Source organism: Mesorhizobium sp. M1B.F.Ca.ET.045.04.1.1, from assembly GCF_003952465.1.
In the GTDB taxonomy this organism is placed as follows: Bacteria; Pseudomonadota; Alphaproteobacteria; order Rhizobiales; family Rhizobiaceae; genus Mesorhizobium; species Mesorhizobium shonense.
Genome location: NZ_CP034448.1, coordinates 5,924,748 through 5,946,974, shown reverse-complemented (window position 1 = coordinate 5,946,974; position 22,227 = coordinate 5,924,748). Strand labels below are relative to the sequence as shown.

The 22,227-nt window shown below is 64.5% G+C and carries 22 protein-coding genes and 1 pseudogene; 16 read left to right on the top strand and 7 right to left on the bottom strand.

The genetic code is table 11. The features are described 5' to 3' along the window. Positions 1-12: 12 nt before the first annotated feature. Positions 13-1,482, bottom strand: a complete 1,470-nt coding sequence (locus tag EJ071_RS29555) for a multicopper oxidase family protein (RefSeq protein WP_126101009.1) — start codon at positions 1,480-1,482, stop codon at positions 13-15. A 133-nt stretch (positions 1,483-1,615) separates the two neighbouring features. Next, entirely contained in the window at positions 1,616-2,152 is a 537-nt protein-coding gene (locus EJ071_RS29550; protein WP_245460024.1) for a hypothetical protein, read from the bottom strand. Positions 2,153-2,221: 69 nt separating this feature from the next. On the opposite strand from EJ071_RS29550, the gene EJ071_RS29545 reads away from it, so the two are divergent. The 5 genes from EJ071_RS29545 (at position 2,222) to EJ071_RS29530 (ending at position 7,709) form a co-directional block, all read left to right on the top strand. Continuing rightward, positions 2,222-4,135 (top strand): DUF4396 domain-containing protein, encoded by a 1,914-nt coding sequence (locus EJ071_RS29545; protein ID WP_126101008.1) that lies wholly within the window; start codon positions 2,222-2,224, stop codon positions 4,133-4,135. A gap of 97 nt (positions 4,136-4,232) precedes the next feature. Further along, the gene (locus EJ071_RS38785) at positions 4,233-4,391 is read left to right on the top strand and encodes a hypothetical protein (RefSeq protein ID WP_189521280.1); all 159 of its coding nucleotides are present in this window, start codon (positions 4,233-4,235) and stop codon (positions 4,389-4,391) included. A gap of 284 nt (positions 4,392-4,675) precedes the next feature. Beyond that, a complete protein-coding gene (locus tag EJ071_RS29540; RefSeq protein ID WP_126101007.1) occupies positions 4,676-5,743 on the top strand; it encodes a type III polyketide synthase in 1,068 nt (355 codons plus the stop codon). Next, entirely contained in the window at positions 5,740-6,462 is a 723-nt protein-coding gene (locus tag EJ071_RS29535; protein ID WP_126101006.1) for a methyltransferase domain-containing protein, read from the top strand. Before EJ071_RS29540 ends, EJ071_RS29535 begins: the two co-directional genes overlap by 4 nt. Further along, complete coding sequence (locus EJ071_RS29530; RefSeq protein ID WP_126101005.1) at positions 6,459-7,709, top strand: NAD(P)/FAD-dependent oxidoreductase; 1,251 nt, start codon at positions 6,459-6,461, stop codon at positions 7,707-7,709. Before EJ071_RS29535 ends, EJ071_RS29530 begins: the two co-directional genes overlap by 4 nt. Before the next feature lie 107 nt (positions 7,710-7,816). Here EJ071_RS29530 and EJ071_RS29525 read toward each other — a convergent pair whose 3' ends face one another. Next, positions 7,817-8,629 carry a class I SAM-dependent methyltransferase gene (locus tag EJ071_RS29525; protein ID WP_126101004.1) on the bottom strand — a complete coding sequence of 271 codons (813 nt, stop codon included), beginning with the start codon at positions 8,627-8,629 and terminating at the stop codon, positions 7,817-7,819. 242 nt (positions 8,630-8,871) lie between these two features. Here EJ071_RS29525 and EJ071_RS29520 point away from each other — a divergent pair, with 242 nt between their 5' ends. From EJ071_RS29520 to EJ071_RS29510, 3 genes are all read left to right on the top strand, one after another. Continuing rightward, a complete protein-coding gene (locus EJ071_RS29520) occupies positions 8,872-9,351 on the top strand; it encodes a DUF2231 domain-containing protein (protein ID WP_245460023.1) in 480 nt (159 codons plus the stop codon). A 293-nt stretch (positions 9,352-9,644) separates the two neighbouring features. Further along, positions 9,645-9,863, top strand: coding sequence for an RNA-binding protein (locus EJ071_RS29515; RefSeq protein ID WP_126101003.1), 219 nt, complete (start codon positions 9,645-9,647; stop codon positions 9,861-9,863). 535 nt (positions 9,864-10,398) lie between these two features. Beyond that, positions 10,399-12,036: a tlde1 domain-containing protein gene (locus EJ071_RS29510; RefSeq protein ID WP_245460022.1), complete on the top strand. Its 1,638-nt coding sequence runs from the start codon at positions 10,399-10,401 to the stop codon at positions 12,034-12,036. A 190-nt stretch (positions 12,037-12,226) separates the two neighbouring features. Here the strand turns inward: EJ071_RS29510 and EJ071_RS29505 are convergent, their stop codons facing one another. Beyond that, entirely contained in the window at positions 12,227-12,430 is a 204-nt protein-coding gene (locus EJ071_RS29505) for a hypothetical protein (RefSeq protein WP_126101001.1), read from the bottom strand. Positions 12,431-12,627: 197 nt separating this feature from the next. On the opposite strand from EJ071_RS29505, the gene EJ071_RS29500 reads away from it, so the two are divergent. Continuing rightward, entirely contained in the window at positions 12,628-13,869 is a 1,242-nt protein-coding gene (locus EJ071_RS29500; RefSeq protein WP_126101000.1) for a glycosyltransferase, read from the top strand. A 3-nt stretch (positions 13,870-13,872) separates the two neighbouring features. Here EJ071_RS29500 and EJ071_RS29495 read toward each other — a convergent pair whose 3' ends face one another. Next, complete coding sequence (locus EJ071_RS29495) at positions 13,873-14,628, bottom strand: DUF4239 domain-containing protein (RefSeq protein WP_126100999.1); 756 nt, start codon at positions 14,626-14,628, stop codon at positions 13,873-13,875. A gap of 209 nt (positions 14,629-14,837) precedes the next feature. Here EJ071_RS29495 and EJ071_RS29490 point away from each other — a divergent pair. Both EJ071_RS29490 and EJ071_RS29485 read left to right on the top strand, forming a co-directional pair. Continuing rightward, positions 14,838-15,628, top strand: a pseudogene (locus tag EJ071_RS29490) (ThuA domain-containing protein). 140 nt (positions 15,629-15,768) lie between these two features. Beyond that, positions 15,769-16,827 (top strand): Gfo/Idh/MocA family oxidoreductase, encoded by a 1,059-nt coding sequence (locus EJ071_RS29485; protein WP_126100998.1) that lies wholly within the window; start codon positions 15,769-15,771, stop codon positions 16,825-16,827. Positions 16,828-16,873: 46 nt separating this feature from the next. Here the strand turns inward: EJ071_RS29485 and EJ071_RS29480 are convergent, their stop codons facing one another. Continuing rightward, entirely contained in the window at positions 16,874-17,596 is a 723-nt protein-coding gene (locus tag EJ071_RS29480; protein ID WP_126100997.1) for a 3-keto-5-aminohexanoate cleavage protein, read from the bottom strand. 196 nt (positions 17,597-17,792) lie between these two features. Between EJ071_RS29480 and EJ071_RS29475 the strand changes: the two genes are divergently transcribed. From EJ071_RS29475 to EJ071_RS29460, 4 genes are read left to right on the top strand one after another with little or no spacing between them, the layout of a single operon-like run. After that, positions 17,793-18,506 (top strand): GntR family transcriptional regulator, encoded by a 714-nt coding sequence (locus EJ071_RS29475; protein WP_245460021.1) that lies wholly within the window; start codon positions 17,793-17,795, stop codon positions 18,504-18,506. 37 nt (positions 18,507-18,543) lie between these two features. Continuing rightward, positions 18,544-19,080, top strand: a complete 537-nt coding sequence (locus tag EJ071_RS29470; protein ID WP_245460020.1) for a flavin reductase family protein — start codon at positions 18,544-18,546, stop codon at positions 19,078-19,080. 25 nt (positions 19,081-19,105) lie between these two features. Continuing rightward, positions 19,106-20,590: a 4-hydroxyphenylacetate 3-hydroxylase N-terminal domain-containing protein gene (locus EJ071_RS29465; protein ID WP_126100995.1), complete on the top strand. Its 1,485-nt coding sequence runs from the start codon at positions 19,106-19,108 to the stop codon at positions 20,588-20,590. An 8-nt stretch (positions 20,591-20,598) separates the two neighbouring features. After that, on the top strand, positions 20,599-20,979 hold the full coding sequence (locus tag EJ071_RS29460; protein ID WP_126100994.1) for a cupin: 381 nt from the start codon (positions 20,599-20,601) through the stop codon (positions 20,977-20,979). A gap of 51 nt (positions 20,980-21,030) precedes the next feature. On the opposite strand, the gene EJ071_RS29455 is transcribed toward EJ071_RS29460, so the two are convergent. Continuing rightward, positions 21,031-21,447 (bottom strand): helix-turn-helix domain-containing protein, encoded by a 417-nt coding sequence (locus tag EJ071_RS29455; RefSeq protein ID WP_126100993.1) that lies wholly within the window; start codon positions 21,445-21,447, stop codon positions 21,031-21,033. Positions 21,448-21,563: 116 nt separating this feature from the next. On the opposite strand from EJ071_RS29455, the gene EJ071_RS29450 reads away from it, so the two are divergent. After that, positions 21,564-22,151 (top strand): dihydrofolate reductase family protein, encoded by a 588-nt coding sequence (locus EJ071_RS29450; RefSeq protein WP_126100992.1) that lies wholly within the window; start codon positions 21,564-21,566, stop codon positions 22,149-22,151. Positions 22,152-22,227 lie beyond the last annotated feature (76 nt).

Here is a 22,227-nt window from a genome sequence, read left to right as displayed (position 1 = left end):
CTTGGTTGAAAATCAGGTCACGCGGAACACGGTCATGAGGCCGGCCATCTGGTGATCGGCGACGTGGCAATGCAGCATCCAGTCGCCGGGATTGTCGGCGACGAAGGCGCATTCGACGGTGTCCTTCGGCGCAAGCAGCACCGTGTCCTGCCATTGCCGGTGCGGCACGGGAGCGCCGTTGCGGGAGAGCAGCAAAAGGCTGAACCCGTGCACATGCATCGGGTGCCACCAGGCGGTTTCGTTGCGCATGGTGAGGTGGCAGGTGACGCCGCGTTTCAGCGTGAACTGCGGCGCCATGCCGGCATGACCGTCGCCGGTCATCGACACGCCGTTGATCGCCCAGGCGGGCGTGCCGTTCATGCCGGGCATCGTCATGCCCTTCATGCTCATGCCCATCATGCCGGACATGCCCATCATCCCGCCGACGCCGGCGAGCTTGCCGCCGCCCATCATGCCGCCCTGCAAGACGATCTCCTGCCGCACGGCGTTGGCGAGATCGGGCTCGGGCAAGGGATTGCGCGGCAGGGCGGTCGGCGGGTCCAGGGGATGCACCCTGAGCGGTGGTGCTTGGTCATAGGCAAGCGCGGCCAGCGTGTAGGCAAGGCCGTCATAAAAATCGTCGACCACCTGGTATCGGCCACCCGGTTTGCCCTGCATGTCGAGCGCGATGTCGACGCGCATCGCCGGAGCCAGCACCAGACGGCCGTCCTCCGGCTCGTGCGGGTCGCAAGGCTGGCCGTCGATCGCCAGGATGACCGGCCGGTGTCCCTCGAAGCGCAGCGCCATCATGCGCGCAAGCGCGGCATTGGCCAGCCGCAGCCGGATGCGCTCACCGGCCCTCACACCCTGATCGGCCGGTGCCATGCCGTTGACGGTCACGAGATTGCCGACCCGGCCGGACATCGCAGCATCCATCGCGCTGCCGAAACCGCCGGCGATCCGGCCATCGGCGGCAAGCCGCCAGTCCTGCAGCATCCAGATCAGGTCGCGGTCGAAGGCGACAGGCTCTGCCTCCTCGACGATCAGCGCGCCGGCTAGGCCGCGGCCGAGCTGTACGAGGCTGTCGGCATGCGGATGGTACCAGAAGGTGCCGGCGTCCGGCGGCGTGAATTCATAGATGAAACTTGCAGCCGGCGCGATCGGCGGCTGGGTCAGTCCCGGCACGCCGTCCATGGCGTTCGCCAGGCGGATGCCATGCCAGTGGACCGTGGTGTCCTCGGTCAACCCGTTCTCGACCGTGATCCGAACCGGCTGGCCTTGCCGCAGGCGCAACACCGGGCCGGGGACGGTGTCGTTGTAGGCCCAGGTCGGGGTAGGCGCGTGGTCGGGGCCGGCCAATTGCGCCTGGCCTGGCGCGGCCCTGAGGGTGCGTTCGTCAACGGCGGATGCGCGGGTGGGACGCATCGGCAGCGACATGGCAGTTCCAGCCGCCACGGCGAGAAAGCCGCGACGGGACAGGAAAAGATTGGAACCGGAATTCATTTATGTGCTCTGCGATCTCGATCGACGACGGGCATTCCGGCGCGAGCCGGATTGCCGTGCGAGCCCGCGACGCGGCGGCGCGCGAAGCGGGGATCAGACGCCAGGGATCAGCCGCTATGCGGCCGATACGGCGTCAGACGAGAGCGGTGGGTCGGGGAGGGGATGGGTCGGGCAGGGAACTTCGCCCGCGCAGCAACGGGGTGGGCAACGGCGATGGCTGCTGCGCACGCGGCACGATCGCCATGGCCAAGTCCTGCGGCAGCACGGCGAGAACGGGTGCGATGCAGTCAGGTGGGCAATGCATCGGACCGCCCTTGCTGCCCAAATCCTTGAGGCACGCCTTGCAGTCCTCATCCATAGCGCCGCCGGCCATCTTGTCCATGCCGCTGGCGGCAGGCATGGCCATGGTGTTAGCGCCTGCCATCCTGGCCGACATGACGCTGGCCTGCGCCGCGGACAGGCTGAACCCGGCGGTCAAGAAGACCGCGAGCAGCATGACCATGAGATGTTTTGGCGACAGTCGAGCCATTATCCCCTTAGGCTGATCGGAAAGCGCGGCTTTTGCAAGTCGCAAGCCCGTGATTTCCGCGCGGGCGCGGCATCGCGTCTCATCCTCGGCGCGCCGTTTGGCGTTCGCCCGTCCGGCCAGGCAATCCGCTTTGTGGATCATAACGGCCTCGGCCGCGTTCATCCGCAGGCGGGGGCAGGCACAACCTCCGAGCGAACGGCGCGAGGGAGCATGCTTATCCAACCGATCGACTATTTCCTCGTCGCCTGGTTCGCGCTCGCCGTTGCCTCGACGCTCTATGTCGGCTTCGACCAGTACCGCAACAATCCCGAGCCGGTGGTGATGAAATGGGGCTTCATCCTGGTGACGCTCTATATGGGCCCGCTCGGCCTGCTGCTTTACGTGCTCGCCGACAAGGAGCCTCGCCCGGGCGAGCATGAGGCTTTCACCGGTCCGCTCTGGAAGCAGGGCGTCGGCTCGACCATCCATTGCGTCGCCGGCGATGCCACGGGCATCATCCTCGCTGCCGTTATCACGGCGACGCTCGGCCTGCCGATGTGGCTCGACCTTATCGTCGAATATCTTGCCGGCTTCGCCTTCGGCCTCTTCATCTTCCAGTCGCTGTTCATGAAGTCGATGATGGGCGGCACCTATCGGGAAAACGTCCGCAAGAGCTTCCTGCCCGAATTCATCTCCATGAACTTCATGATGGCCGGCATGGCGCCGGTCATGAGCTTCCTGATGATGGGCCGCGACATGCGCGCCATGGAGCCGACCGAGCTGTTGTTCTGGGGCGCGATGTCGATCGGCGTGATCGCCGGCTTCACGCTCGCCTATCCCGCCAATGTCTGGCTGGTCGCGCGCGGGCTGAAGCATGGCCTGATAACCGAACGCGACCAGCCGGCCGAGGCAGGTGCCCGGCCGGCCAGCGCACAGCATGCGCGGATGCAGATGCAGCAGGCCGATGCACGCGGCCATGGCCATCATCGGCAAGGCAGCGGCCGGCCTTCGGGCAAGGGCGGCGCCGGCCACCACATGCACTCGGATGCGACCGCGCCGCAGATCGCCGCCATCGGCATGGCCTCGCTGGTCGCGCTCGCCATCGGAATGATTGCGCCTGCGAACTGGCTGAACCTGACCTTGTCGGCGCGTGACGTCGGCGGAGTGATCATGCCGCAAGGCATGATCATGGACCGCGACACGCCGGCCGACACGATGCGCGACATGGCGGCGGCCGATCCGCGCCTGGTGACCGCCTCCTACGGTCTTGCGGCCAAGGGGGACCAGGAATTGCCGTTCCGGATGGAGAACGGCGTCAAGGTTTTCGAGCTGAAGCCGTCGGTGATCCGCTGGCACATCCTGCCGGACGTCACGGTCGAAGCCTATGCCTATAACGGCCAGATCCCCGGCCCGCGCATCCATATCCGTCAGGGTGACCGCGTGCGCATCAATGTCACCAATGCGCTGCCGGAGGAAACCACGGTGCACTGGCATGGTCTGATCCTGCCCAACCAGATGGATGGGCCGGCCGAGATCACGCAGCCGCCGATCGAGCCCGGCGAGACCTATTCCTACGAGTTCACGGCAAACCAGCACGGCACCTATTTCTACCACCCGCATGCCAAGCCGGATCGGACGCAGGCGCTCGGCCTCTATGGCGCGCTGATCATCGACCCCGCCGATCCCGTCGACGAGGTCGCGGCCGACCATGACTATGTCATCGAATTGCAGGAATGGCTGGTGCGGGAGGGCCTGACCTATCCTTCGATGCCGATGGACGGCGGCATGCCGAACTTCTTCACCATCAACGGCAAGGCCTATCCCTCAACCGAGACAATCCGCATGAAGGTCGGCGAAACCTTGAAGGTGCGCTTCATCGGCACCAACAACGGCTTCATCCACCCCATGCATATCCATGGCGGGCCGTTCGAGGTGGTCGCCCGCGACGGCGAGACGATTTCCCCTTCGGCCCGCTTCCTCGCCGACACCGTCAATGTCGGGCCGGGCCAACGCTACGATGTCGTCTGGACGGCGCGGCGCCCGGGCAAATGGCTGATCCACTGCCACATCCCGCACCACACGACGAACAACAATGTCGAGGAGAAGGGCGGCGGCGGGCTGATGGTCGTCATCGATGTCACGTGATCGCGGCGGTGCCCTCGCTATGCCAAGATTCGGCGAACGCGCCTGGCGCTCGGAACCCTTGCCGCTCTCGCAGGGTTTATATGCGAGGCGAACTGCCATGGAAGACAAACCGCCTGCCGAAAACCCGGGAAGGACCATCGCCATCGTGCTGGCGCTCTGTCTCGTCATCATCGCCTTGTTCTTTATCGGCTTCAGATATTCGGAGCGCGACCAGGGAGCCTTGATCGTGCCCGGAGCGGTGCAGGGCAGCAAGTGATCGGCGCGAGGCTTTTGCCTGACAGGCTGAAGGTTCGCGCCGGCCCCATGGTCTTGCGGCACGGCGCGCCTTTCGGGGACGGAAGAGACTGTAACGCTTTGATTTTGCGCATGATCCCTTCCGAACTTTTTGGCGCGGGATCATACGCCCTGGAAGAAACAGGTTTTCCGAAACGTTTATCGAACAGGCAACGCTCAACGTCTGGCGTCTCACACCGGCGCCCATGAGCAAGGAACCCCTCCGGCAACAGCGCGCGCCGCGCCCGAGGCCCAGGGAGACAGTGCATGTCCGCCAACGCCTATATCAACCGGATCGCGACAGCGGTTCCGGAACATGAAGTCCATCAGTTCTACCTGCGCTACGCGGCCTCGATGCTCGCCGCAGATCGCAGGAGGATATTCGAACGCATGGCCGGCCTCGCTGGCATCGAGCATCGCTTTTCCTGCTTTGCACCCGCGCTCGACCCCGAAGGGCCGTCGGCTGATCTTGCCGGAACCTTCAGGCGCGGCGCGTTTCCCGGAACGGCTGTGAGAATGGCGATGTTCGGCGAGGCCGCGCCCGTCCTGGCGCAAAAGGCCGTCGACGGGCTGCACCTCGGCGACGAGGCATCGCGCGTCACCCACCTCATCGTCACCTCTTGCACCGGGTTTTCGGCGCCCGGCATCGACCTCGACCTGGTTCGGCGCTGCAACCTGCCAGATAATATCGAACGCACGATGATCGGGTTCATGGGCTGCTACGCGGCGGTCAACGGCCTCAAGCTTGCCCGCCACATCGTCCGCTCCGACCCGCGGGCGAAGGTGCTGTTGGTCAATATCGAAATATGCACCTTGCACATCAGGGAAACCAGCGAGTTGGAGAAGCTTCTGTGCTTCTGCCTCTGGGGCGACGGCTGCGCGGCAAGCCTCGTCACCGCCGAGCCGCCCGGCATCGAGCTCGACTCCTTCCGCTGCGCCGTCGCGGACGAGCAGCGGGAATTGATGACCTGGGATATCCGCGACCATGGCTTCGACATGGTCCTTTCCGGCCAGGTGCCGGCCGCGGTCCAGCAAGCGCTGCGCAGCAACCGGGACGCCATCCTCGGCGGCCGGCCGCCGGAGGCGATCGACCTCTGGGCCGTGCATCCGGGCGGCCGCACCGTCCTCGACGCCGTCGAGAGGGCGTTGAACCTCGAGCCCGCCGCGCTCAAGCCGTCGCGCGAGGTGCTGCGCCGATACGGCAACATGTCGTCGCCGACCGTCATGTTCGTGATGGAAGAGATGCTGAAGAAGCCGGGCGGACTTCTCGGATGCGGCATGTCGTTCGGGCCAGGGCTGACGGCCGAGACCATGCTGTTCAGGACCGTCGCATGACCGAACTCGCCCAGCGCAGCCTCGTCCCCGAAATCCTGGATGGGCTTGCGGCCGACGATCAACGGGCGCTGCGCTCGCGTCGCGACCTTGCCCGCATCAACGCGCTGATGTTCCAGGCGCCGATCATGGCCTCGCTCATGAGGAAATTTCTGCCGAGACCGCCCGGCCGCATTCTGGAGATCGGCGCCGGCGACGGCACCTTCATGCTGAAAGTGGCCCGGCGCTTGGCAAGGGACTGGCGCGAGGTGGAATTGACCATGCTCGATCGCGTCGGTCTCGTCACGCCGAAGCTCGCGGCCGATTTCGCCGGGCTGGGATGGCCGCTAGAAACCATCACGGCCGACGTCTTCGACTGGGCGGAGGAGGCGGACGGCAGACGCTTCGATGCAATCACGGTCAACCTGTTCCTGCATCATTTCGGCGACGACGAACTGCTGCGCCTGTTTTCGCTTTTGCGGCGCATGGCTCCGCTCATCCTGGCGACGGAACCGCTGCGGGCAGGCTTGGCGCTCGCCGGGGCGCGGCTCCTCTGGGTGATCGGCGCCAACGACGTCACCAGGCATGACGCCACGCAGAGCGTGCGCGCCGGCTTCCGCGGAAGCGAGCTTTCCGACCTCTGGAGCACTGCCGGCGGCATTCCGCTCGAGGAGCGCCGCGCCGGACCGTTCTCCCATGTCTTCGTCGGCGCGGCGGAGGTGCGGGCCGGGGCAACACCTTGAGGCGGCCATCCGCTCACGATGCGATCGTCATCGGCGCCGGTCCGGCGGGCACGTCGGCGGCGCTGGCGCTTGCCCGGCGCGGATGGGCCGTCGCGATCGTGGAGAAGAGCGCGTTTCCGCGCCGCAAGGTGTGCGGCGAATACATCTCGGCAAGCAATCTGGCGCTTCTCGATCGGCTGGAGATCGGCGACGCCTGGCGCGCCGCGGCCGGTCCAGAAATCCGTCGCGTCGGCCTCTTTTCCGGCGACACCAGCATCGAGGCGCCGATGCCCGGCGCGAGATCGGGGTTTGCCGCAAGAGATGGCTTCGGCCGCGCGCTCGGCCGCGACGTTCTGGATACCTTGCTGCGCGATGCGGCCCGGTCGGCCGGCGCCGAAGTCTTCCAGCCCTGGCGCGTCGTCGCCGTCGAACGCGACGGCGCCATTCAGGCGGTGCGGATCCGGGCAGGCGAAAAGTCCAGCGACGAGGCGACAATCCTGCGGGCGCCGGTAATCGTCGCTGCGCATGGCTCGTGGGAGCCGGGGCCGCTTCCGAGCCAACTCGGGAAGTCCAGCCGCCCCTCGGACCTGCTCGGCTTCAAGGCGCATTTCACCGGCTCGTCGCTGCCGCCGGACCTGATGCCGCTGCTGACGTTTCCCGGCGGCTATGGCGGCATGGTGCTCGCCGACCACGGCCGCATGTCGATCTCCTGCTGCATAAGGCGCGATATGCTCACCCGGCTGCGCGGCAGCCTCGCCCGCGAGCGCGGCGGTCATGTCTCTGCCGCCGAAGCCGTCGAGCATCATATCATGGCGACATGCCGAGGCGCGCGTGAAGCCTTGGAGCAAGCCCATCTCGACGGCCCGTGGCTTGCCGCCGGGCCGATCCGGCCAGGCATCCGCGCCGGCTACGAAGCGGACATCTTCCGCATCGGCAACGCCGCCGGCGAGTCGCATCCGATCATCGCCGAGGGCATATCGATGGCGCTTCAGTCCGGCTGGCTCCTGGTGCAGGAACTCGGCGCGGCGGCAAGCGGGCAGCGGGGACGCGAGGCGGCCGGCAGGCGCTACGAGGCGGCCTGGAGGGGATTGTTCTCGACGCGGGTCCTTGCCGCTGAGGCCATCGCCCGCATCGCGCTCGGTCCCGGCGGCGCCGCCTTGATGGAGGTGGTCGTCCGCAATTTTCCGCAGGCGCTGACCCTGGGTGCGCGGCTCAGCGGCAAGACGAAGCCTGTTCCCGGTTTGGCCGACGCACGCCTGACTCGATAAACTGCCTAATGCATGTCGCGCAAAAGTGTGCAGCGGTTTTGCAAAAACGACATGCATAAACAAAGACCTAAAGCGCGTCGCCTGGATCCGTTTCAGCGCGACGCGCTTTAGGCTACAGCCACGATCACGTGTGCCTGAATTTTGGCGGCAACCTCGCTGCTGCCATGTCTGTCCGCGATCACGGAGGCGGCGTAGTCGGTCGCGGCTTCCAGTTTTCCCGCGTCCCTGGCCTCGATTTCGTTGCGAAGCAGGGTTCCCTGGCAATAAGCCACGGCCGGAAGGCGCGGCGAGGATGCGCGGCTTTGTTCGGCTCGCGTCTCGATCGTCACCTGGGAGAAGCCTGCGCCCGCCAGGTCTCTGCGGATCAGGTCCTTGTCGTGATACCCGTGCGGTGTGCGTGCCAGGAAGCGCGGCGGATCGTTCGGAAAAATCCTTGCCAGGGCATTCGTCACGTCATAGGCAAATATATTCTCCTCGATACGGTCCCATACGCTGAACAGGAAGCGTCCTCCGGGTCTGAGCACGCGCTTTGCCTCGCGATAGGCAGCCGAGCGGTCGGGAAAGAACATCGCGCCGAACTGACAGCAAACGAGATCGAAGGCCGCATCCTCGAACGGCAGCGCCAGGGCATCCGCCTGGCGCCATGTGACGCGGCTGCCGGGGCCTTGCCGCGAAGCGGCATAGTCGAGCATCGGCTGATTGAGATCGGTCACGACATAGCTTGCGTCGGGGGACAGTTTTGGCGCCAGCGCGCGGGTGACGACCCCGGTGCCCGAGGCGGTCTCCAGGACGGCGCCGGGCGAGAAGGACGCTACCCGTTGCGCAAGATCGGCGGCATAGGGCTCGAAAATCAACGGCACCATGTGCCGGTCATAGTTTTCCGGGATCGAGCCGGCGAACACCTTGTCCGTTTCCAACATGCGATCGCCCGCTGTCCTTTTGCTGGTTGGCAAGACTAGCACATAGCTGTTTGTTTTGGCTCGTTTTCGACCGCGGGGCGTCCCACGGCATATGCGGTTATGCCGGCTACTGCAAACGCCGAGTCTATGGAACATTCCGGACCTATCGGAGTTCGATATGTATCCGGCTTTTGCCGCCAAGCCCGTGATGCGTTGTGATGTGGCCTGAGGCGGCGCTCGCCACGCCTCCGGGAGGCATTGCTATGGCCCACCATATGATCACCCACAATCCGCACAGCACGGCAAGCATTGCCGGCCATCCTGTCCATGCCATGCTGATACCGTTCCCGATTGCCTTCTTCGTCGCGACCTTCGTTTGCGACCTTGTGTTCTGGCGAACCGGCAATCCGGCCTGGGTCGCCCCTACGCTCTGGCTCCTCGGGGCAGGGTTGATCATGGCTGCGCTGGCCGCTCTTGCCGGTCTGACCGATATACTGGGTGATGCTCAGATCCGCAGTCTGCGGGACGTATGGCTTCACGCCGGCGGCAACGTCATTGTCGTCCTGATCGAGCTTTACAATTGGTACTTGCGATATACCCAGGCAGAGGCGGCGGTGGTGCCGGTCGGCCTGGTCCTGTCGCTGATCGTTGTCCTGATCCTCCTGTTCACCGGCTGGAAGGGTTGGGGAATGGTCTATCGGTATCATGTCGGCGTCGCCGACGGATCGGACGAAACACGCTGAACGCGCGACGCTTACCGGTGTTTGAAGCAAGGCCAGGCTGTCAGGAATTGCGTAAAAACAAATAGTTGAACCGGATGAGCGATTCAAAAGATGAACAGCTCAGGGCACCCCAGGCCAGCGGGGTGTCGGACGACGGGTTACGGGTCGGTTTGAAATTCGATCTTCCACTACGAAGGAATCGCCACGGCACCCCGAAGGATGTAAAATAGCTTGTCGTCCGCACCGAGCCGAGGCACACGGACGCTTGAAAGAGTAGATCACGCTTTCGCCCATCCAAGGGGGAGGAAAGCGTGATGGCTTTCACCAAACACAGCGGCATATTCACGCCGATCGAGTTGGAGCTTCTCTGGAGGGTATTCGATCAGTTGTGCAACGAGCGCCGTTTGGCCCTCAAAGACGGGGACCAAAGAGAACAGCTTGCCTGCGAAGTCATCGAAGCTTTCCAGAACGGTTTCACCGCCGAAGCGGAGTTGTGGCAGTCGCTTTCGAAGCGCCGCTCGGCCAGGGCGTGAAGCGACCTGATTTGACCAGCTCTATTGTTGATTTCGGCACGCGGCGAAACCTTCCTTCCTGCCGCCGGTTCGCCTCGCGTTCCCCGCCGACAGCGATGTCGCACCTCTACGCGGCACGCTTTTCCTGCCGCTTTTTTACCTCAATCCGTCTTTAGCTGGCGATCGTCCGAAAGGGCAAAACCTTCGCGTTTGCTTGACTCGGCCCGCAAAAACGGGCAGCAAAAGCGGGCGAGGGAGAGCATTTTTACCGTGGCGGAGACCATGGAGGGCTCTTTTTTCGTATGGACCGTCGCCACAATGGCGATTGGTGGAGGGATTGGTTAACCATCTTTGTCCATCTTTTGAATCAATCGGCAACAGACGCGTGAAGGTGCAGGGGGCACCAGGCGAACTGTGATCGTGACGGGTGCCAGGTCCGCAAACCGGCATGCCGATTGAGAGTGGTCGTATGGCGTTTTTGCGTTTGAAGAACCGGGGTGACACTCCTGAGAGGGGTTCAACTTCGAAGAAATCTGGTGGTCATCGTTGGGTTGTGGTGCCTGCTGTCGGCGCCGCGCTCGCCCTGTGGTCGGCGGCCACGCTGGCCGGCCTCTATTCGGTGAGCACCTCGCTTACCGCCGCTTCCAACGGATTGCCGCAGAGCCTGCTTGCGCCGCGCAACATTGCGCTCGCCGACCAGCGCCGCAAGGTCGCCAATGCCTGGGCGCCGCGCCTTGCCGCGACCGGCGGCTACAAGACGGGCTCGCTCACCGCCGGCTGCGATGCCGGCTGCCTCGGCCTCGCCACCAGCTTTGCGCACTCCACCCCGACCCCTACCGCCCTGGTGCATGACGGCAAGGCGGCGCGCCTGAAGCCGGCGGCGCCTGACAGCGTCGCGTTTGAAAAGCTCAGCGTTGCGCGTGAGAAGGCGGTGGAGGTAGCGTCCGCCGCGGACGTCGCCGACCGTTTCGACAGCGTCATCAAGCGCGCCGGGCTTTCGCCGCAGAAACTTGCCGATGCCTTCCAGCGCGCCGAAAGCGCGCCTTTCCTGCTTGCGAGCCTGCCGGCGGCAAGCCGCTTCGGCGGCGTGGCTGAGAACGACCCGGCCCGGATCGATCCGACCCAGATCGGCCCGACCTCAAGCGGCCCGGCCGAGACACGCTTCGGCTCAAATCAGGTCGACGTCCAGCGTGCCTCCGAGTTGGCGCTGGCTTTGGCCAATGTCATGCCCGAAGAGACGGTCGACGTGCCGACCGCGGTCGAGCTCGCCAACGGCGATGCGCCGGATCTGGCAGCCGGCGCCTCTGACGGTGCTGAAGCCTCGGGGCAAGCCGTCGCTCGCCAGGGTGAAGTGCAGGTCGCCTCGCTGCCGCCGCAGGATGGTTTGCCCGACAGCATCGCCGTGCCGGGCCTGAGGCCGCGCACCTCGCTCGATCGCGCGACCGAGACGCCCGAACAGAACGCCGCGAGGAATCCGGAGCCGGCCAAGCCGCAGGCAACCCAGGCGGCAAAGCCCCAAGCTGCCAAGCCGGGGCCAGGCAAGCCGCTACCCACTGCCGTCGATACCGCGGAAGCCCCGCAGTCACCGCGATCGCTGAGGAGTTCCGACCAGGCGCTTCCGGGCGTGCAGGACTCGAAACCGATCAATGCCGCGCCGGCCAAGCGTGGCAAGGCGCAGCCTTCCGAGATGCTCGCCTACGCCAAGCCGGACACGCCCGAACGCGGCGGCCTCGGCAGGGCCTTCGGGAGCTTGTTCAACGGGCCTTCGACGGGCAATGGCGTCGCCGTTTACGACATCTCTGCCGGGACGGTCTATATGCCGGACGGCTCGAAGCTGGAGGCGCATTCCGGGTTCGGCTCGATGGTCGACCAGCCACGCTTCGTCAACCGCAAGAATGTCGGCCCGACGCCGCCCGATACCTACAATCTGTCGATGCGTGAATCGCGCTTCCACGGCGTCGAGGCGATCCGGCTGACTCCGACCAGTGGCAAGAACAAATACGGCCGCGACGGCCTGCTCGCCCACACCTATATGCTGCGTGGCGGCCGCGCCGAATCCAATGGCTGTGTTGTCTTCAAGGACTACCACCGCTTCCTCGCCGCTTACAAGAAAGGCAAGATCAAGCGCCTCGTGGTCGTCCCGCGCCTGACCAGATCGCCCACCCAGGTCGCCCAGGAAGGGCGCCAGGGCTGATCCAGGATTTCACGACGTTTGGAATTGGCGGAAGCCTCCCCAACGTCGTCATCCTGGGGTCTGCGCCGCGTCGCTTCGCTCCTTGCTCTGCCCCAGGATGACGAAGCGATCGGCGTTTCGGCTAACCTCCAAGGCATGCGATACGCCAACGCAAACATACCCAACCGGTCAGAATTTATGTGCCAGGGAACTAAAGCATGTCTCCCGAAAGTGGGAACCGGTTTCGGGACAAAGACATGCGCAAAATCAAAAAACTAAAGCGCATCGAGCGAATCTGAAAGATCGCGACGCGCTTTAAGTCAACGCCGTCTCTTTCTGCCTTGGCCCGGATCATCGCCGCCGTCGGCGCGGCGAGCGTGATGAACCGTGCTTGCGGCGCGGCCGCAAAGCTCACCGCGAGCGACGCGAAGCGACGGCGACCTCGTAAAGCGCCGGTGGGAAACGTCGAAAATCGGCGGGATTGAGGGGACGGCAAACATATCGACCCCTCCCAGAAGGTAGATATGGCGCAACCCGGGCTTGCGGCAAGACTCCCACCATGCCGTATGTACCCTGCCCTTGATCTCGATTTTTGGACAAGGGAGTTCCCGAATGCGGATTTTGTTGTCGACCTACGGTTCGCGCGGCGACGTGGAGCCGGTGGTGGCGCTCGGCGAGCGGCTGCAGGCGCTCGGGGCCGAGGTGCAGGTGAGCGTCCCCGGTGATGAGGAATTTGCCACTCTATGCTCCCGCGCCGGCGTGGAGCTGGTGCTGGCCTTTGCGCCGGTGCGCGAATGGGTAAAGGAGATGATCAGGCGTTCGTCGGCCGCTTCGCCCGAGAGCCGGGCGAAGCTCATCTCCGGCCAGGCGGCCGAGATCGTCGCCAGGCAATACGATGCGCTCATGGCGGCCGCCGAAGGCTGCGATGCCGTGGTGGCGTGCGGCCTCCTCCCCTCCTGTGCCGCCGTGCGGCTGATCGCTGAGCAGCGGGGCATCCGCTACATCCTTGGCACCTTCTGTCCTATCTGGCTGCCGTCGGCGCACAACCGGCCGCATGAATATCCGGGGCATCCGCTTCCAGCCGGCGTGACCGATAACAGAGCGCTCTGGGACCATGATATCGCGACCAAGAACGCGCTGTTTGGCGGCGCGATCAACGGCCTCCGCGCATCGCTCGGCTTGCATCCGTTGGACAATGTCCGCGATTATGTCTTCGGCGATCCTGTCCTGCTTGCCTGCGACCCGACGCTCGGGCCATGGCCGCCCTCGGACCTGATCGAAGCCATGCAGACCGGCGCCTGGATCTTGGCCGACGAACGGCCGCTCCCCGACGGGCTGGAAGTCTTCCTCGATGCCGGCTCGCCGCCGGTCTATGTCGGCTTCGGCTCCATTGCGGTCGCGAGCGAGGCCGGCCGTGCGGCCATCGAGGCGATCCGCGCTAGGGGGCGGCGCACGATTATCGCGCATGGCTGGGCCGAGCTCGGCCCGATCGACGATCGCGACGATTGCTTCGCCGTCGGCGATGTCAACCAGCAGGCGTTGTTCGGCCGCGTGGCCGCCGCCATGCACCATGGCGGCGCCGGCACGACCGCCGCCGCCGCGCGGGCAGGGGCGCCGCAGGTGGTGGTGCCGCAGATCGGTGACCAGCCCTATTGGGCGCGCAGGGTGGCCGAGCTCGGCATAGGTGCCGCACATGACGGCCCGACGCCGACTTTCGCGTCATTGTCGGTGGCGCTCGAAACGGCGCTGGCGCCCGAAACCGGCGTTCGCGCGAGAGCGCTCGCTCGCTTGATCCGCGCCGACGGCGCTGAAGTGGCGGCCAAATGGCTGGTCGATGTGTTGAGCCGACGGTGAATCTCACTGCGTCAGTTCCGCCAGCGCTCTTTGCAGCGGCGCCGGCGAGACCTGAATCGGGCCGGAGAAGGGCGCATCCATGTCGATGATCAGATAGACGGCGGCCGCCGCCAGCGCACCGGAGATGACAAACGTGCCGACGATGGTTGCGTTGCGCGGCGCCCGGAAGCCGAAACTGGCGAAGATCAGCGTCAGCCATGCGACGAGCAGGGCGATCAGCGGTGCGGGGATGGCGCCCTCGGACTGTTCGGCCAATATCCAGCGTTGCTCGATCAGCTTCTGGAGTTGCTGTGTCGCAGCCTGCTGTGCGGCGGTCTGCCTGGCATCCGCGGGCGTCAATCCCGCCAGGATATCGCCGACCTGATTGAGCAGCAGCTCCGACAGCCTGTTCGGGACGACCGTTGTGTCGCTGTCGGCGGTGGAGGTGTCGACGACGCGCTGGACATAGGCCGTGAGCGATTGCCGGGCCCCGTCCGCCTCCGGTCCGTATTGCCGGAGCGTTCGGTCAAGCAGGATGATATCGATCGCGAAGGTGTGGACGTTGCTGTTGATGGCCTCGAATGTGTTCTTGGCCGAATTGATCATCAGGCCGAGCACCAGCGAGGACAACACCACGAACAGGTTGGCGGCAAGCCGCACCACGGCGCTGGTGTCGTCCTGGCGGTGGTGGGTCGGAAAATGCTCATAGACCATCAGGCTGACGATCGCGGCGCCAGTCAGACAGGCAAATATCCCTAACCCTATAAGTACCTCACCCATGGCCGATATTGCGCACGGCAAAGATCGCTTGCCAATTGGGTGTGCGAATTCGTCATCCTAGGGTCTGCGCTCCGCTTCGCGTCGCTCGGCCCTAGAATGACGACGCCCACAAGCGTTCACTGCATTGCGAAAACCGCTTCCAATGCCAGCGCAAGACGCTATCTATGGCGCGGGGCGGCTCCACCCTCATGATCATTACGAGGCTTTCAATGACAATACGCGCTGTCGTCTGGGGCGAGAACATCCATGAGCGGACCAACGAGGTGGTCGCCGGCATCTATCCGGAAGGCATGCACACCACCATCGCCAACGCGCTCAACGCCGACAAGGCGATTTCCGCCTCGACCGCGACGCTGGAGCAGCCGGAGCACGGCCTGCCGGAATCCCATCTCGCCGAGACCGACGTGCTGGTCTGGTGGGGTCACAAGGATCATGGCGCTGTCGCCGACGAAGTGGTCGAGCGTGTCGCCCGCCGGGTGTGGTGTGGGAGGGCATGGGGCTGATCGTGCTTCACTCCGGCCATTTCTCGAAAATCTTCAAGCGGCTGATGGGCACGCCCTGCACGCTGAAATGGCGCGAGGCCGGCGAGCGCGAGCGGCTCTGGGTGACGAGCCCCAGCCATCCGATCGCCGAAGGCATCGGCGAGTTCTTCGAAATCGAATACGAGGAGATGTATGGCGAGCAGTTCGCCGTGCCGGAGCCGCTGGAGACGGTGTTCATCTCCTGGTTCCAGGGCGGCGAGGTATTCCGCTCCGGCCTCACCTACCGGCGCGGCGCCGGCAACGTCTTCTACTTCCGCCCTGGACACGAGACCTATCCGACCTATCACGACGCGACAGTGCAGAAGGTTCTGCGCAACGCGGTGAAGTGGGCGCACAACCTGCAGGGTGCGAAGCCCTCCATCCTCAGCGCGCCGAACGTGCCGGTCGAGAAGGCGCTGGAGCCGATCGTCGAACGAGGCGGCAAGCTGCACGCTCCGGGTGAGGCCGGTTTCCGCTGAGCAATTCCAGGAAAAGTGCGTAGCGGTTTTCCGTCCGGAATTGCGACCAACCAAGAGCAATTCCATAAGAAATTCCCGTCTGGAATAGACCGCTTTCGCCTTATATCATTGAATCGAACCAATTCGCTCGGAGGAGCAAAATGCGGCTTTTGATACTTGGTACCGGCTGGATGGCGCAGGAACATGCCCGCCGCTTCAGCGCCATAGAAGGGGTCGACATCGTCGGCGCCGTCGATGTCGATCCGGCCCGCGTCGGTGAATATGCCGACGCCTACAAGATCCCGAAGCGCTTCACCTCGCTGGAGGGGGCGCTCGACTGGGGCGATTTCGACGCGGTCGCCAACGTCACACCCGACCGTATCCACCACCCGACCACCATGGCGCTGATCGCCGCCGGCAAGCCGGTGCTGTGCGAAAAGCCGCTGGCCGAGAATTTCGGCAAGGCGAGCGAGATGGCCGATGCGGCGGAGGCCGCCGGCGTCGTCAACATGGTGAACCTCACCTACCGCAATGTGGCTGCGCTGCAGAAGGCGCGCCAGATGGTGCAGGCCGGCGAGATCGGCACGGTGCGCCATGTCGAGGCCTCCTATCTGCAAAGCTGGCTGGTGTCGAAATTCTGGGGCGACTGGCGCACCGATCCGAAATGGCTCTGGCGGCTGTCGCGCGGCCACGGCTCGAACGGCGTGCTGGGCGATGTCGGCATCCACATCCTCGATTTCGCCAGCTATGGCGCCGCGCTCGACATCGACCATGTCTTCTGCCGGCTGCGCGCCTTCGACAAGGCGCCGGAAAATCGCATCGGCGACTATCAGCTCGACGCCAATGACAGTTTCGCCATGACGCTCGACTTTGCCAACGGCGCCTTCGGCGTGGTGCATGCCAGCCGCTGGGCGACCGGCCACCTCAACGAGCTCAGGCTGCGCATCTATGGCGACAAGGGCGGCATCGAGGTGGTGCACAACCTTGATGGTTCGATGCTGAAGGCTTGCGTCAGCCAGAACGTCGAGAATGCCAAGTGGGAAGAACTCGACGCCGGCACCGTGCCGACCAATTACCAGCGCTTCTTCGAGGCGGTGAAGAGCGGCATCCAGACCGAGCCGAACTTCCGCCACGCGGCGGGCCTGCAGAAGGTGCTCGACCTTGCCGTGGTCTCGGACGGGAAGCGCGCCGAGCTGAGGGCCAACGCCGACACGCAGTGAGGTCGAAACTGCCGATCTCCCCCCTTGCGGGGGAGATTGGCTGACATCACGCCCTGCGATAAATCCCCACCGCCGCCGCGACCAACGCCGCATTCCCGTCGGCCACGCTTCCGTCCGGCAATTCCTTGCCATCCTCCAGCCCTACGCGAGTCGAGAATTTTCTCCTCGCCGCCCGCTCAACGAAGGGCCACACCGTCGCGTTCTCGCCATGCAGCAGGATTGAGCGCCGGATGCCTTCGCGCTGCATCACCTTTTCGATGCCGTTGGCAACCGCGAAGGCCTCGTCCAGCGTCTGCTCGGAAATCTCGATCAGCACGCGCAGCACCCGCCCGCCATGGTCGAGGCTGGCCAGCCTGAGCGCATCGCCGATCGATGCAAGCCCGGCCTCGATGCCGACGCCGCGGTCGCGCAAGGTCTCCATCACTTCGGGTGCCGCCGCCTCGCTGAGGTTGACGGAGGCGTAGTCGGGCAGCTCGCGCCAGCTGGCGATGGCCGCCAGCGTGCGCCTGTCGTCCTTCTCGATCCAGGCGCCGGTGGAGACGCCGATCAGCGTGCCGGGGCAGGCGCGGCGCAGCGCCGCTACAGTTCGGTCCATCGCTTCCGGGGCGAGGCTTTCCTGACGGTCGGCGCCGCGCGCATGCACATGCAGCTCGACCGCGCCCGCCGCGATCGAAGCCGCGCCGTCGCGCGCCATGGCGTCCGGGTCGAGCGGCAGGGCCGGATGGAAATCGGCGGGACGCGCGCCGTTGATGCAGGCCTGGACGATCATGTGAGGCAAATCCAGCTTCAGCCTGTGTTCATTCTAATTGCGAAGCCTTGAAAACGGAACGGGGCGGTCATTGCCGACTGAAGCAGGGCCTGCGGCGCACTGCACAGGGGTATTGCGGCGAAACGCTTGAACGGGATGTAAGCATGATGTATACATATTGTCTATGAGTAAGCGACGCGAAACCGAGGCTTCTGTCTTGGGCGGTCATGCCGACGCAGCACAGGACATCGTCTACCGCTGGCTGAAGCAGCATGTGCTCACTTTGCCCAGCCAGGAAGGGACGTTCCTGACAGAGGCGGAGGTCTGCCGCGGCACGGGAACGTCGCGGACGCCTGTGCGCGAAGCGCTTTTGCGGCTCGAAGCCGACGGGTTGCTGCGGATCGTGCCCAAAAAGGGCGCCTATGTGCCCCCCATCACAGAGGCTGACATCGAAGCGGTCATGCAGGCGCGTGGCCTGGTCGAGGAGTGGTGCTCCCGCCGCGCCGCGAGTTTCGGCGAGATGCTTGCCGCCGAGCTGGACCGTCTGATTGCCGAGCAGGTGGAACTGCGGCAGGATCCGGTTGCCTTCATCGAATGCGACCGGGAATTTCATCGCACCATCGTGCGCGCGGCCGGCAACCCGGTGCTCGCCGATTTCTATGAGAGCTTGCGAGACCGCCAGTTGCGCATGGGTGTGCATGTAATGACCATTTCCGGCGGGCGAGGCGAGAGCGTTCTTGCCGAGCACGCCGCGATTGTTGAGGGAATACGCCGCGGCGACCCCGAACAGGCAGCCGCGGCAGTCGCCGAGCATCTAGCATGTACGTTGGTCGCGTTGCGGCTGCCGTTTTCGGCCGGATGGGCCGCCCGAGCGCAGGTGGCGACCGCAGGGCTTATCAACAGGAATAACGGCAGGCTGCGAGTGACTTGATCTGATGACTTGACGGACGGCGTCGAAAGGGGCGGGCGTGACCATCGAGCGGGAAACGGTTTTCGACTTGCATGCGTTCCGGCAGGCTCTGGGGCAGTTCCCGACCGGCGTGTGCGTGGTCACCTGCCTAGCCGATGGCGTACGGCTCGGCATGACCATGAGCTCGTTCAACTCGTTGTCTCTCGAACCGCCGCTCGTCCTCTTCAGCATCGATCGCAAGGCAGTCAGCCTGCCGCTTTGGGAGAGGGCCGACGGTTACGCGGTCAATGTTCTCTCCGAAAACCAGAAGGACATTTCCAACCGCTTCGCGCGGTCGCTGTCCAACAAATGGGTGGGTGTGCGCTTCGAGCAGGCCGGCTCCGGCGCCCCGTTGCTGCCCGGCGCCGCGGCGTTGTTCGATTGCGAGCCATGGGCCAGGCATGAAGCCGGCGACCATGTCCTGTTCATCGCGAGGGTCAGGCAGTTCCGGTCTTTCGGTGACCGCCGGCCACTGGTTTTCAGCAAGGGACGTTACGCGGCGCTGCAGCCGGGCGAGACTTTGGCGCCGCTCTGGCCACTCGACATCCATTATTGACTTCTTGGCACGATTGGAGGGCAAGATGATCAAGACCGGCGCGCAGCATATCGAGATGCTAAGGGACGGCAGGCAGGTCTACGTCAACGGGCAGGCGGTCGGCGACGTCACCGTCCATCCAGCCTTCCGCCGGACCATCCGGTCGGTGGGCTCCCTTTACGATTTCCAGGCACGGCCCGACAACCGGGAACTGATGACATTCGAGGTTCCCGAGGGCGGCGGCCGTGCCAATCGCATCTGGCAGCTGCCGCGCAGCCATGCTGAGCTTGTCGAGCGGCGTAGGGCGCTGGAAGCCTGGACGGAGCTTCACTACGGCTTTCTCGGCCGCGCCCCCGACCACGTTGCTTCCTGCATTTGCGGCATGTTCATGGGCATCGAAGTTTTCGAAGCCTACGACAAGGTCCGCGCCGGCGCGCTTTCCGAATATTACCGCTTCGCCAGGGACAATGAACTCTACCTCACTTATGCCATCCTCAATCCGCAGGCGGATCGTTCGAAGCCGGCGAGCGAACAGCAGGATCGCTTCCTCACTGCGGGCGTCGTCGACCAGGATGCAGGCGGCCTGACCATCCGCGGCGCCAAGATGCTGGCGACGGGCGGCATCATGGCGAACGAGGTGTTGATCACATGCATCCAGCCATTGCGTGAAGGCGACGAACCCTATGCGGTCTCCTTCGCGGTGCCGATGAATGCCGGCGGGCTGGAGATCCTGTCACGAAAGTCCTATGAGGAAAGCGCTGTCAACGTCTTCGACAATCCGCTCGCCAGCCGCTTCGACGAGAACGACGCGGTGCTTTACTTCGACGATGTGAAAGTTCCCTGGGACCGCGTCTTCATCAACCAGGACGTCGCTATGTGCCAGCGGCAGTTCCATGCCACCCCGGCACACGTCTTCCAGAACTATCAGGCGCAGATCCGTTTGATGGTGAAGATGCGTTTTCTCACCGGCATCGCTCGGCGCATCGCCGAGACGAACGGCGTCATCGGCTTTCCGCAGGTGCGCGAGGCACTGGGCCAGCTTGCCGCGCAGAACGCCGTGGTCGACGCGCTGGTGCACGCCATGGAAGTGAAAGGCCAGATACGTGGCGCATATTTCGTGCCGGATGCCCATACGCTCTATTCCGCCCAGGTGCTGACGCAGCAGCTCTACTGCGAGGTGATCGCCGCTTTGCGCGACCTGGCGGGTGGCGGGCTGATCATGCTGCCGTCCTCGGCCCAGGATTTCGCCGATCCCCATCTGCGCGGGCTAATCGAAAAGACGCAGCAGTCGCCGGTCACCTCGTCAGAGGGGCGGGTAAAGTTCTTCAAGCTGGCCTGGGATGCGGTCGGCTCGGAATTCGCCTCGCGCCACACCCAGTACGAAATGTTCTATGCTGGCGCCAGCTTCGTCACCAAGGGGCACAGCTTCCGCACCTTCGACTGGGACCGCTGCACGCAGCTCGTCGACCACATGCTGGACAGCTACTCCCTGGATGATGGAGCCGGTCGCGGCGCCTTGGATGCTGCTTGAGGTTCGCCGTGCCTATCCACAAGGAACACAAGGAATTCCACGCTGTCGAAATGGCGGGCGAGGATTGGCATAGGCCGCCCGGCTATCCGCCCGGCATCGAACAGAAGATTCTCGCCGGCTACCTCGATGAAGCAGGCAAGACGGGCAGCCGGACGCGGCTGCTCCGGTTCCTGCCTGGCGCCTTCACCTCGGTGCCGTTTGTGCACGAATACTGGGAAGAGGTTTATCTGCTTTCCGGCGATCTCATCGTCGGCGCGGCGTCACCCAAAGAGCCGGCGCAGAGTTTTGCTCCCAACACCTATGCCTGCCGTCCACCAGGTGTCTATCATGGCCCCTTTCGATCGCAGACGGGATGCCTTTTGCTGGAGCTTCACTACTACGAGACGTGATGCCGATTGTCGTTTTTGCAGGGTGCGTGAGGTAGCGCCGCTGAAAGCTCCTCAGGCCAGATGCTCCGCGCGCAGTTTCTCTTTCATCCGCGCCAGTGCCGGCTCGCCCCCGGCCGCGAGCTCCCTGGCGATCCGGGCGAGATCACCGTCCGCCCTACGATATTTGCTCCCCCAGGCGCCCAGCGTCGCCAGCACCGGTAGAAGGTCGATGCCGGCCTCGGTCAGCCGGTAGATCGCCTTCAGCCCGTGAGATGGATCTTCGCTGCGGGTGAGGATGCCTTCGTCCTGCAGCGTCTGCAGCCGTTCGGCCAGCGTGCGCGACGAGATGCCTTCGTCCGACTGCAGGAACTCGCGAAAATGCCTTTTCCCGGCGAAGACCATGTCGCGGATGATGAGCAGCGTCCAGCGGTCACCGATAAGCTCGAGCGAGAGGCTGATCGGGCAGCCGGATCTTTCCCTGGTCGACATGGATTTATGGTTCCATTTTTAAATCACTTTACTATTGACACCATTCTCCTTATACGTCAAACGGTTCCGAAAGTAAATCGATTGTGCTCGACAAATCGCTTGAGGAGGACCGCGCGATGAAAAAGCTGATCCTGCAGATGCAGATGTCGGTCGACGGCTTCGTCGGCGCCGATGAGGACCGTCGCTGGCAGCTCTGGGAATGGGGCGGCGACAGCGCCTGGGACGAGGAGCTTAAACAGGACTTCAACGCCGTCTTCACGACCATCGACACCATCCTCTTGAGCCGCAAGATGGCTGAGGAGGGCTATCTCAACCACTGGGGCAGGGCGGCAAGGAAATACCCAAGGGACCGCTTCTATGCCTTTGCCCAGCGCATCGTCGAAGCTGAGAAGGTGGTGGCGAGCGACAAGCTCCAGGCTTCGCGCTGGGAGCGCACGCGGGTCGTGAGCGGCGACCTGCCGCGCGAGGTGAACGCGTTGAAGGCGGGCGAGGGCGGCAACATCGCCGTGTTCGGCGGCGCCGGCTTTGCCGCGGCGCTGGTCTCGGCCGGTCTGGTCGACGAGTTCCAGCTCTTCATCAACCCGGCGGTACTGGGCAGCGGCCGCCGCATCTTCGACCAGGGCGGCTTCGCCAGGCTGAAGCTCATCGGCTCGAAAGCCTATGCCTGCGGCATGGTGGTGAACCGCTATGCGCCGGCTGGATGAGTGACCTGAATCAATCTGGCAGCGCGCCGTCTCAACCGCTTGTTCGCTTGCGCTTTTCCGGGAGGAAAGGGGAACT